Source organism: Kitasatospora sp. NPDC058492 (genome assembly GCF_042720685.1).
Lineage (GTDB): Bacteria > Actinomycetota > Actinomycetes > Streptomycetales > Streptomycetaceae > Kitasatospora.
Genome location: NZ_JBHXMU010000014.1, coordinates 49,814 through 61,789 on the forward strand (window position 1 = coordinate 49,814; position 11,976 = coordinate 61,789).

The 11,976-nt window shown below is 76.5% G+C and carries 5 protein-coding genes; all 5 read left to right on the plus strand.

The window, feature by feature from the left end:
• The first annotated feature begins 280 nt into the window (after positions 1–280).
• Genes asnB through ACFWPI_RS12245 form a run of 5 tightly spaced genes read left to right on the plus strand, consistent with a single transcriptional unit; the run spans position 281 to position 11,948 of the window.
• Complete coding sequence (gene asnB / locus ACFWPI_RS12225) at positions 281–2,164, plus strand: asparagine synthase (glutamine-hydrolyzing) (protein WP_380377379.1); 1,884 nt, start codon at positions 281–283, stop codon at positions 2,162–2,164.
• The gene (locus tag ACFWPI_RS12230; RefSeq protein ID WP_380377377.1) at positions 2,161–2,904 is read left to right on the plus strand and encodes an aspartate/glutamate racemase family protein; all 744 of its coding nucleotides are present in this window, start codon (positions 2,161–2,163) and stop codon (positions 2,902–2,904) included. Before asnB ends, ACFWPI_RS12230 begins: the two co-directional genes overlap by 4 nt.
• Entirely contained in the window at positions 2,901–4,688 is a 1,788-nt protein-coding gene (locus tag ACFWPI_RS12235) for a non-ribosomal peptide synthetase (RefSeq protein ID WP_380377375.1), read from the plus strand. The genes ACFWPI_RS12230 and ACFWPI_RS12235 overlap by 4 nt, the downstream gene beginning before the upstream one ends.
• Positions 4,685–11,209: an amino acid adenylation domain-containing protein gene (locus ACFWPI_RS12240; protein WP_380377373.1), complete on the plus strand. Its 6,525-nt coding sequence runs from the start codon at positions 4,685–4,687 to the stop codon at positions 11,207–11,209. Before ACFWPI_RS12235 ends, ACFWPI_RS12240 begins: the two co-directional genes overlap by 4 nt.
• A 1-nt stretch (position 11,210) precedes the next feature.
• Complete coding sequence (locus ACFWPI_RS12245; RefSeq protein ID WP_063352428.1) at positions 11,211–11,948, plus strand: aspartyl/asparaginyl beta-hydroxylase domain-containing protein; 738 nt, start codon at positions 11,211–11,213, stop codon at positions 11,946–11,948.
• The last annotated feature ends 28 nt before the right edge of the window (positions 11,949–11,976 follow it).

An 11,976-nucleotide genomic window follows, 5' to 3' on the forward strand; every position in this document is an offset into this window, starting at 1 on the left:
GACTTTATGCGGTAATTCACGGGTTGGTCCAGCCCGTATTCCGGCATGCCCTGGGCAGATCCAACCAGGCGATGCCGCAGCTCAGTTGTGCCCTGAAATAGTCGGTTGGCGCATAAGGATCTTGAGTCTTTCCCGGAACACCGAGCTCTGTTACGGTGCTCCTCGTCCGGGTTTCTTTCGGATATTTCCAGAGTATTTCGATCGGCGAGTTCCGACGACAAGTTCCGACGACAAGTTCCGACGACGAGTTCCGAACGCACGACGGGAGAGGGCGGACAGAATGTGCGGAATAACCGGCGTATTCGTCCTGGGCGGCGGTCGCCCGGCCGATGCCGCCGTGGTCCGGGAGATGACGGCGTGCCTGGTGCACCGCGGCCCCGACGACGACGGCCACTACGCCACGGACGGCCTGTGCCTGGGCTTTCGCCGGCTGGCCCTGAACGACCTCGCCGGCGGCAACCAGCCGCACCGCACCGAGGACGGCACCCTGGTCTCGGTCTGCAACGGCGAGATCTACAACCACCGCGAGCTGCGCACCGCGCTGAGCCGCCGCGGCCACCGGTTCCGCACCGAGAGCGACACCGAGGTGCTGGTCCACCTGTACCGCGAGTACGGCGAGGACCTGACGGCCCACCTGGACGGCCAGTTCGGCTTCGCGCTGCACGACGCCGGCGCGCAGCGGCTGCTGCTCGCCCGCGACCGGGCCGGCATCGTCCCGCTCTTCTACACCGTCGCCGACGGCCAGCTGATCTTCGCCTCCGAGATCAAGGCGATCCTGCGCCACCCCGCCGTCAGCGCCCGGGTCGACCTGCGCGGCCTCGACCAGGTGCTGACGCTGCCCGGACTGGTCAGCCCGCGCACCATGTTCGAGGGCATCAGCGCCCTGCGCCCCGGCGAGCGGCTGATCGCCGACCGCTCCGGCGTGCGCACCGAACGGTACTGGGACCTCGACTTCCCGCTCGCCGCCGACCTCGACCCGGTGGCCCCCGAGGCCCTGGACCGGGAGCTGGACCGGTACGCCCACCGCACCGCCGACCTGCTCGACGAGGCCGTGCGCAGCCGGCTGCTCGCCGACGTGCCGATCGGCATGTACCTCAGCGGCGGCCTCGACTCCAGCCTGATCGGCGCCCTGATGGCCCGGGCCCGGCCCGGCCACGCCTGGCCCAGCTTCTCCGTCACCTTCCCCGGCCGCGACTTCGACGAGGGCCCGCACCAGCGGCTGGTCGCCGCCAAGCTGGGCACCGAGCACCACGAAGTCCCGGTCGGCGAGCACGAGGTGGCCGAGCGGATCACCGCGATGGTGCGCCACGCCGAGGCACCCGTGCGCGAGTCGTACAACGTCTGCTCGCTGGCGCTGTCCGAGGCCGTCCGCGCCGCCGGGACGGTCGGCGCGCTCAGCGGCGAGGGCGCCGACGAGCTGTTCGGCGGCTACCCCGGCTACCGCTTCGACGCCACCGGGCTCGGCGGCAGCCGGCTCACCGGCCTGGACGCCCGGCTGGAACGCGAGATCCGCGAACGGATGTGGGGCGTCGACCTCGGCTACGAGCAGGACCAGCTGCCCGCCCAGGAGTTCCGCCGCGAGCTGTACGCCGAGGACCTGGCCCACGGGCTGGACGAGTTCTCCGTCACCAACCAGCGCCTCGTCGACCCCGAGCGGCTGGCCGGGCGCCACCCGCTGCACCAGCGCTCCTACCTCGACTACCACCTGCGGCTCGCCGACCACCTGCTCGGCGACCACGGCGACCGGATGGCCCTGGCCAACGGCGTCGAGCTGCGCTTCCCCTTCCTGGCGAACGCGGTGGTCGACCACGCCACCACGCTGCCACCGGAGTTGATGCTCGCCCACGGCCGGGAGAAGGCCGTGCTGCGCCGGGCGGCCGAGGGCCTGGTGCCCGGCGAGGTACTCAGCCGGCAGAAGTACGGCTTCCGCGGCCAGACCAGCAGCCACCTGCTGAGCACCGGCGCCGACTGGTTCGAGGAGCTGGTCTCCCCCGTGACCGTCCGCCGCCAGGGCTACTTCAACCCGGACACCATCGCCGCCCTGACGCGGCGTCAGCGCGGCGACGGCCAGCAGGTGCACGCCCACCTGGACACCGACTACCTGATGCTCGTCGCGACCTTCGCCCTCTTCGTCGAGGAGTTCGATCTGCCGTGCCTGGGATGACCGCCACAGCCGCCGGGCCGATCGCCGGCCCCGGCACCCGCCCGCGCCACCCGCTGGTCGGGGTGGTCGGCGGCATGGGGCCGCTGGCCTCCGTCGAACTGCTGCGCACCGTCTACCGGGCCTGCCGGCTCCACCCCGAGCAGGACACCCCGCGGGTGCTGCTCTGGTCCGACCCGGCCGTGGTGGACCGCACCGAGGCCATCGGCAGCGGCGAACTCGACGAACTGCGCCGCGCCGTGGAGTCCTCGCTGCGCGGCCTGCTGGCCGCCGGCGCGGAACGCGTGGTCGTCGCCTGCATCACCGCCCACCACGTGCTCGGCGACCTGCCGGCCGACCTCGCGGCCCGCTGCGTCTCACTGGTCGACGTGGTGCACGAGGAACTGGCCGCATCCGGCGAACCGCACCTGCTGCTCTGCTCCTCCGGCACCGCCCGGGCCGGCATCCTCACCTCGGGCGCCGCCGGGGCCCGGGCCGCCCGGCAGCTGGTGGCCCTGCGCCCGCCGGACCAGGAGGCACTGCACCGGGAGATCCACCGCCTCAAGCGCGGCGAGGACCCGGCCCGCACCATCGACTTCCTGCGCGAGACCCTGCCCCGCTACGGCGTGCGGTCCTTCGTCGCCGCCTGCACCGAGCTGCACCTGGTCACCAGGGCGATCGAGGACGCCGGTCTGAGCGAGGCCCTGCCCTCCCTCGACCCGCTGACGGTCGTGGCCCACCGGATCATGAACGGAGAGTTGTGAGCCACACGAGCATCCTCGACCGCTGGGCCGACCAGGTCGAGCGCCGAGCCGCCGCCCCCGCCCTCGCCACCGCCGAGCGGGTCTGGAGCCACCAGGAGCTGGCCAAGCTGGCCGCCGGCCTGCGCGACCGCCTCGCCACCGGCACCGGCCCGGTCCTGGTCGCCTGCGCGGACCCCGTCCCGGTGGTCGCGGCGATCCTCGCCTGCGCCGCCACCGGCCGCCCGTTCGCCCCGGTGGACACCCGCCAGCCCGCCGCCCGCTGGACGGCCCTGCTGGAGGACCTCCGGCCGGGCACCGTGCTCGCCGACGCCGCCGGCCGCTCCGCGCTGGCCGCCGCCGGACACGGCCCGACCACCGGCGGGCAGCACCTGGCCGTCGCCGGACAGGGCGAACTGCCGCTGCTCACCGCCGAGTCGATCACCCCGCTGCCCTGGGCGGCCGACGACTGGACCGGCATCAGCGGCCCCGACGCCGGCTACGTCTACTTCACCTCGGGCACCACCGGCCGCCCCAAGGGCATCCGGGGCAGCTTCGAGGCCGTCGCGCACTTCCTGGACTGGGAGATCGCCGAGTTCGGCATCGCCCCGGGCACCCGGATCTCCATGCTCACCTCCCCCGGCTTCGACGCCTTCCTGCGCGACGCCCTCGTCCCGCTGTGCGCCGGCGGCACCGCCGTCCTCCCCGCGCCCGGCGCGATCCCCGTCGGCGCGGCCCTGGCCCGCTGGCTGACCGAGCAGCAGGTCGACCTGCTGCACTGCGTGCCCACCGTGTTCCGCACCCTGCGCGCCGCCGGGCTGGCCGCCGACTCCCTGCCGCGGCTGCGCAGCGTGCTGATGGCCGGGGAGCCGGTCCGCCCCGCCGACATCGCCTGGTGGCGGGCCCTGTTCGGGGGCGACAAGGAGCTGGTCAACCTCTACGGGCCGTCCGAGACCACCATGACCAAGGTCTTCCGCCGGCTCACCGCCGAGGACGCCGAGGCCGAGACCGTCCCGGCCGGCCACCCGATGCCCGGGGTCGAGATCGCGGTGCTGTTCGGCGGACGCCCGGTGGTGGACGCGATCGGCGAGATCGAGATCCGCACCCCGTTCCCGCTGCGCGGCTACCTGGGCGACGCGGCCGGCGGCTTCGTCGCACCGGACCGGTACCGCACCGGCGACCTCGGCCGGCTGGGCGCCGACGGCACCCTGGAGGTCCTGGGCCGCCGCGACCAGCAGGTCAAGGTGAACGGCGCCCGGGTCGAACTCGGCGAGATCGAGGACCTGCTGCGCCGCCACCCCGCGGTGGCGGACGTCTGCGCCGCCCTGGTCGAGGAGGCCGACGGCGAACCGGTGCTCTGCGCCTACCTGGTCGCCGACGGCGCCACCGACGAGGAGCTGCGCGCGCACGCCGCCGAGGGCCTGCCCGCCGCCGCCCGCCCCGCCCTGTACCTGCGGCTCGCCGCGATCCCGCGCACCCTCAGCGGCAAGGCCGACCGGCGGGCGCTGCCCAGCCCGGCCGCCGCCCTGGCCGGGCGCACCGGCGAACAGCCGCTGGACGGCCTGGAGGCCGGCATCGCCGAGCTGTGGCGCGAGCTGCTGCACGTGCCCGCCGTCGGCCGGCACGACGACTTCGCCCTGCTCGGCGGGGACTCCCTGGGCATCGCCCGCCTGCTGGACGGGCTGCGCACCCGCTTCGGCGTCGAGGTGCCGCTGCGGGTGTACGTCGGCGACCCGACCGTCGCCGGGCTGGCCGCGGCCGTCGCCGCCGGCCGCGCGGACGCCTCGCCGGAGGGCGGCCGCCGATGAGCCGCGACACCTCCCTGCCGCTGCGCGGCGACCGCGCCCGCGCGCCGCTGTCCTACGCCCAGCGCTCCATCTGGCGGGCCGAGCAGGTGCTGCCCGGCACCGCCCTGCACAACGAGAGCGCCGCCTTCCACGTCAGCGGCCCGCTGGACGTGGCCGCCCTGGAACGGGCGCTGGCCGCCGTCGCCCGGCGGCACGAGGTGGTGCGCTGCGCCGTCGCCGCCGACGGGGCGGGCGAGCCGTGGCAGCTGTTCGCCGACCTGGTCCGCCCGGCCGTCGAGACCGTCGACCTGACCGGCGTCCCCGAGGGCGAGCGCGCGGAGCGGCTCGCCGAGCTCACCGCCCGCGCCGTGGCCGTGCCCTTCGACCTGGCCCGGCCCCCGCTGATGCGCACCCAGCTGTTCCTGCTGGGCGGGGGCCGCTCGCTGCTGCTGTTCACCGCCCACCACATCGTGGTCGACGCCTGGGGCTTCGGCGTCTTCCTGGAGTCGCTGGCCGCCTGCTACGCCGCCGAACTCGGCGGCGAGGCGCCGGCCCCCTTCCCCGCTGGCGGACCCGACTTCGGCGACTTCGCCGCCTGGCAGCGCGGCGACGACAGCGACACCAGCCACGCCGCCGGAATCGACCACTGGCAGACCCGGCTGGGCGGCGAACTGCCCACCGCCGACCTGCCGTCCGACGTCGGCCCCGGCGGCGACCCGGCGGCCGGCGCGCTGCACCACTTCACCGTCCCCGCCGAACTGGCCGCCCGGCTCAGCGCCTTCGGCCGGGGCGAACTGGCCAGCCTGTCCACCGTGCTGCTCACCGCCTTCTGCGCCACCGCCGCCCGCTGGACGGGCCAGGACGACCTGGTGGTCGGCATGCCGGTGGCGACCCGCGGCCGCACCGCCCTCGCCGGCGTCGTCGGACCGCTGCTCAACCTCGTCGCCCACCGCAGCGACCTCGGCGGCGAGCCGAGCTTCCGGCAGGCCCTGGCCCGCACCCGCCAGCACCTGAAGGCCGACCTGCGCCACCGCGACACCCCCTTCGACCTGGTCCTGGAGCGGCTCGGCCGCGCCGCGGGCGGGCGCACGCCGCTGTTCCAGCTGATGTACTCCTTCCACAGCGGCCCCACCACCACCCTGGAGCTGCCCGGCGTCACCACCGCCCCGGCGCCCTCGCACAGCGGCACGGCCAAGTACGACCTGACCTTCTTCCTGCGTCCGCGCCCCTCGGGCGCGCTGGACGCGACGCTGGAGTACCGCACGGCGCTGCTCGCCCCCGAGACGGCGGCCGACTTCGCGGACTCGCTGCTGTGCCTGCTGGAGGCCGCCGCGGCCGACCCGGACCGGCCGCTGGCCGAGCTTCCGGTGCTCTCCGAAGGCCGGCGCCGGCGCGTCCTGGTCGACTTCAACCGGGCGCCCGACGCCGAGCGCGCCTGGGCCACCGTGCCCGAGGCGCTGCGCGGACTCGCCCGGCAGGACGGCGCCGCACCGGCCGTCGAGTCGCCCGGCCACGCCTTCGGCCGGGCCGCGGCCGACGCGGCCGCCGACCGGGTCGCCCGCCGGCTGATGGCCCGGCACGGCGTGGCGCCCGGCGACCGGGTGGCCCTGCGCGTCGAGCGCGGCGCGCAGCTGGTGCCGCTGATCGTCGGCATCTGGCGGGCCGGGGCCGTGCTGGTCCCGCTGGACGAGGCCATGCCCGCCGCGCGGGCCGAGCACGTGCTCGCCGACAGCGGCGCCCGCCTGCTGATCGGCGACCCCGCCGAGGGGCTGCCCGCCGCCGACCCGGCCGCGCTGCTCGACGAGGGCCTGGACGCCTCCGACTCCGGGGCGGGCGAGCCGCTGCCCGGCGCCGGGCCCGAGGACCTCGCGTACCTGATGTACACCTCGGGCTCCACCGGGCTGCCCAAGGGCGTGGCGGTGCCGCACGGCTGCGTCGCCAACCTGCTGCACAGCGTGGTCCGCGCCGAACCGGGCCTGCGCGCCGACGACACCCTGCTCGCCGTCACCTCGATCACCTTCGACATCTCCGTCCTGGAGCTGTTCGCCCCGCTGCTGGCCGGCGGCCGGGTCGTGGTCGCCCCGCGCGAGAGCGTCCGCGACGCCGAGGCGCTGGGCGCGCTGCTGGAGCGCAGCGGCGCCACCGTCATGCAGGCCACCCCCTCGCTCTGGCGCGGGCTGCTGGACGGCGGCTGGGCGGGCCGGCCCGGGCTGCGGGCGCTGTGCGGCGGCGAGGCCCTGGACGCCGACCTCGCGGATCGACTGCTGGCGCGCTGCGCCGGGCTGTGGAACCTGTACGGGCCGACCGAGACGACCATCTGGTCCACCGTCGGGCGGGTGCTGCCCGGCGAGGGCGTCACGGTGGGGCGCCCGGTGGCCGGCACCGTCTGCTACGTCCTGGACCGGCGGCTGCGGCCGGTGCCGCGCGGCGCCGTCGGCGAGCTGGTGATCGGCGGGGCCGGCGTGAGCGCCGGGTACCGCAACCGCCCGGAGCTGACCGCCGCCGCCTTCGTGGCCGACCCGGTCGACCCGGCCGGCGGCACCGTCTACCGCACCGGCGACCTGGCCCGCCACCTGCCGGACGGCCGGATCGTCGTGCTCGGCCGGGCCGACCAGCAGGTGAAGATCCTCGGCCACCGCATCGAGGTCGGCGAGGTGGAGTCCCTGCTCGCCGCCCACCCCGAGGTCCGCCAGGCGGCGGTGGTCGTGGACCGGGGGCAGCCCGCCGGGCCCCGGCTGGTCGCCTTCGTCACCGCCCGCACCGAGAACGACGAACTGCCCGACCGGCTGCGCCGCCACCTGCGCGAGCGGCTGCCCGCCGCCGCCGTCCCCGGGGTGATCGCCCCGCTGCCCGCACTGCCGCTCAACACCAGCGGCAAGGTGGACCGTCCGGCGCTGCTGCTGCGCGCCGGGGAGCTCACCGCCGCCCGGCGGGCCGCGCCCGTCACCGAGGCCGAGCAGGCCGCCGTCGCGCTCTGGGCGGAGGTCCTGGGCCTGCCGCCCGAGCGGGTCGGCACCACCGACGACTTCTTCGCCGCCGGCGGCAACTCCATCGCCGCGACCCGGCTGCTCGGCCGCGTCCGGGCCCGCTTCGGCGCCGCGCCCTCGCTCGCCGACTTCTACACCGACCCCACCCCCGCCGCCCTGGCGCGGGTGCGGCCCACCGCCCCGGCGTCCGCCGCCCGGACGGCCGGGCCGGCCCCGGACGCCGTCCCGATGACCGACCAGCAGCGCCAGCTGTGGCTGCTGCACCGCCTGGCCCCCGACTCGCCCGCCTACCACCTGCCCGCCGCGCTCGACCTGACCGGCCCGGTGGACGAGGCGGCCCTGACCGGGGCGCTCGCCGACCTGACCGCCCGGCACCCGGTGCTCGCCGCCCGCTGCGAGCTGCGCGAGGACGGCCCGGTGCTGGTCCTCGCGCCGCCCGCCGCACCGGCCCTGACCGTCCTGGACGCGGCGCCCGAGGAGCTGCCCGAGCTGGCCCGGGCGGAGGCCGTGCGCCCGTTCGACCTGGCCGGTGAGCCGCCGCTGCGGCTCACCCTGGTGCGCACCGGCCCCGAGCGCTCGGTGCTGCTGTGCACCGCGCACCACCTCGCGGTCGACGGCTGGTCGATCGGCGTGGCCGTGCGCGAGCTGGCCACGCTGTACGCCGCCCGCCTCGGCCTGGCCGAGCCGCCGCCCGCGCTCGACCTGGACTTCGCCGGCTACGCGGCCGACTGCGCCGACGAGGCTGGCCTGACGCTGCGTCAGGAGAACCTGGAGTACTGGCTGAAGCGGCTCGACGGGCACCCCGGGGTGCTCGACCTGCCCGCCGACGCACCGACCCGGACCAGGCCGACGGGAGCCGGCGAGACCCTGCCGGTGGCACTCGCCCCGGAGCTGACGGCCGCGCTGCGCGAGGGCGCCGCCCGGCTGCGCACCACGCCCTTCACCCTGCTGCTCGCCGTGTACGCGGCGCTGCTGGGCCGCTACGCGGGCAGCGACGACGTCCTGGTGGGCGTGCCCGTCGCCAACCGCGACCGGCCCGAACTGGAGTCGCTGGTCGGCTCGTTGGCCAACACCCTGCCGGTGCGCGTGGACCTGGCCGGGGCGCCGTCCTTCGCCGAACTCGCCGCCCGCACCGGGCGGGCGCTGGCGGGCGACCTCGGCCGTCCACTGGTCGCCTTCGACCGGCTGGTGGCCGGCCTCGGCCTGCCCCGCGAGCCGGGCCGGCCGACCCTGGTCCAGGCCTCGCTGGTGTTCCAGGACGCGCCGCCGGCCGACGTCCGGCTGGGCGCGGCCGCCGGCGTGCTGCGCCAGGTCCCCACCGGGGCGGCCAAGTACGACCTGACCCTGGCCCTGGACGAGCGCGCCGACCGGATCGCCGGCGCCCTGGAGTACGCCACGGACCGCTTCGGCCCGCAGTTCGCGGACCGCTTCGCCCGGCACTTCCACGCCCTGCTGCGTGCCGCCCTGGCCTCGCCGCAGGCCCCCCTCGACGCCGTCGAGCTCACCGACCCCGCGCTGCCCGCCCCCCGCCCGGCCCGCCCCGCGGGCGAGGCGCGCGCCGAGCACGCCGTGTCGGTGTCCGAGCTGTTCCGGGCCCGGGCCGCGGCCCGTCCGGACGCCCCCGCGATCCGGGCCGAGGGCGTGACGGTCGGCTACCGCCGGCTCGACGCCTGGAGCGACCGGATCGCGGCCCGGCTGCTGGAGCGCGGCGCGGCCCCCGGCCGGTTCGTCTCGGTGCTGCTGCCCGCCGGCCCGGTGCAGAGCGCCGCGATCCTCGGCGTCGCCAAGACCGGGGCCGCCTTCGCGGTGCTCGACCCGGCCGACCCGGCCGCCCGCCTGACCGCGCTGCTGGCCGACGCCGAACCGGTGTGCCTGCTGGCCGCCGAGAGCACGCTCGCCCTGCACCCTGAACTGCGCCCCGAACTGCGCTCCGAACTGCGCTCCGAACTGCGGGCGGACGACGGGCACTTCGCCGGCATCCCGGTCGAGGTCGTCGACCCGCGGGTGCCGGCCGCCGACGAGCCCGCGGGCCCCGCCCCGGCCGCCTCCCCCGCCGGCCCCGGCGACCCGCTCTGCCTGGTCTACACCTCCGGCTCCACCGGCACGCCCAAGGGCATCGCCCTGCCGCACGCGGCGCTCGCCCAGTTCGCCCACTGGCAGCGCGAGCACTTCGGCATCCGGCCGGACAGCCGGATCGCCCAGTGGGCCCCGTTCACCTACGACGCCGCGTACACCGAGGTGTTCGCCGCGCTCTGCTCCGGCGCGGTGCTCTGCCTGCCGCCGCAGGGGCTGCGCCGCGACCCGCTCGCGGTGGCCGGGTGGCTGCGGGCCGAACGGATCACCCAGATCCAGACCGTCCCGGCCTTCTTCCAGCTGGTCACCGAGGCGCTGGACGCCACCGGCTCGCACCTGCCGGACCTCGCCCACGTGCTGATGGCCGGCGAGGTGCTCCCGGTGGCGCTGGCCGCCGCCTGGGCGCACCGCCCCGACCGGCCGCGGCTGCACAACCTCTACGGACCCACCGAGTGCGTGCTGGCGACGCACCGCGAGCTGGCGCCGGGCGAGGAGTTCCCGGCCGGGGTGCCGATCGGCAGCCCGATCCCGGGCCGCGAGGCGGTGGTCCTGGACCGCCAGGGCCGGCTCTGCCCGGTCGGGGTGGTCGGCGAGATCCACCTGCGCAGCGACTTCCTGGCCGGCTCGTACCACCGCAGGCCCGAGGAGAGCGCCCGGGCATACGTCGCCGACCCCTGGCAGGCCGGGGGCCGGCTGTACCGCACCGGGGACCTGGGCCGCCGTCTCCCGGACGGCGAGCTGGCGTTCGTCGGCCGGATCGGCAGCCAGCTGAAGATCCGCGGCAACCGGATCGAGCTGGAGGAGATCGAGGCGCTGCTGGAGCTGCACCCGGGGGTCCGCGAGGCGGCCGCCGCCGCGCACGGCCAGGGCGGTGCCCGCAGGCTGGTCGGCTACGCGGTCGCGGCGCCCGGGGTCACCGGCGCCGAGCTGCGGGCGCACCTGGCCGAGCGGCTCCCGGCGGCGGTCGTGCCGGACACCGTGATGCTGCTGGACGCGCTGCCCAGGACGCGCACCAACAAGCGGGACCGGGCCCGGCTGCCGCTGCCCGGGGCCGCCGCCCGGCCCGCCGACGCCGCCCCGCTGGCCGGGGTCGAGCAGCTCGTCGCCGACGCCTGGCGCCGGTTGCTGGGCGGCGGCCCGGTCGGCCGGCACACCAACTTCTTCGAGGCCGGCGGCGACTCGCTGCTGGCCGCCCGGCTCCAACTGGAGCTGGCCCGCCGCCTGGAGCGGCCGGTCCGGCTGGTGGACATCTTCGGCCGGCCCACCATCGCCGAGTTCGCGGCCGGCCTCACCGAGGGCGCCGCCCCGGACGGCCGGGCCGCCGCCGAGACCGCCGAACCGCGCGGCGAACGCCGCCAGAGCGCCGTCCGGGCCCGCGCCAGGGCCCGCCGCGAGGCCCGGGACCGGGCCGAGGGCCCGGCCGCCGACCAGCACACACCGGCCGGGCCGACGACCCGGACCGCACCGACAGGGAGGGACTGACATGGACGTTCAGGGCGTGATGACGGAGCTGCACGGCATCCTCGGCACCGAGGGGCTGGAGCGGGTCGAGGAGTGCCTGCGCATCCTCACCGGCGAGCAGGCCCCGGAGTACCTGCACGACGACCAGGAGCCGACCCGGCTGTTCTTCCCCGGGATCAGCGCCCTGCCCTGGCACGACACCGCCGAACTGCCCTGGGTGGCCCGGCTGGAGGAGGCGTACGACCGGATCAAGGCCGAGTTCCTGGAGCTGCGCGCCGAGCAGGCCCGCTTCGCCCCGTACGAGGACCTGTACACCAAGGAGCTCGGCTGGCAGGGCTGGGACACCTACCAGCTGTACCGCAACGGCAGCTGGCGGGACGAGGTCCTGGAGCGCTGCCCCGAGACCCACGCCGCCGTCTCGGCGAGCCCGCACGGGCCGCGCGACGGCATGTTCACCATCCTCAACCCCGGCGTGCACATCACCCCGCACACCGGCGGCGTGAACCTGCTGCTGACCGCGCACCTGCCGCTGATCGTCCCGCCCGGCTGCGCCATCAAGGTCGGCGACGACGAGCGGGGCTGGGAGGAGGGCAAGGTGATCCTCTTCGACGACAGCTTCATCCACGAGGCCTGGAACAAGGGCACCCAGCAGCGCGCCGTCCTGCTCTGGGACGTCTGGCACCCGGAGCTGACGCCCGTCGAGGTCCGGGCCCTGGAGTTCCTGATGCCCCGTTTCCAGCGCTACCTCATGGCGGTCTGAGCCGCCCGGCGGCCCTGATCCCCACGGC

What these genes read in the sequence shown, in the direction of transcription:
- asnB (WP_380377379.1), top strand. Translation starts at nt 281, where the DNA reads ATGTGCGGAATAACCGGCGTATTCGTCCTGGGCGGCGGTCGCCCGGCC.
- ACFWPI_RS12230 (WP_380377377.1), top strand. Translation starts at nt 2,161, where the DNA reads ATGACCGCCACAGCCGCCGGGCCGATCGCCGGCCCCGGCACCCGCCCG.
- ACFWPI_RS12240 (WP_380377373.1), top strand. Translation starts at nt 4,685, where the DNA reads ATGAGCCGCGACACCTCCCTGCCGCTGCGCGGCGACCGCGCCCGCGCG.
- ACFWPI_RS12245 (WP_063352428.1), top strand. Translation starts at nt 11,211, where the DNA reads ATGGACGTTCAGGGCGTGATGACGGAGCTGCACGGCATCCTCGGCACC.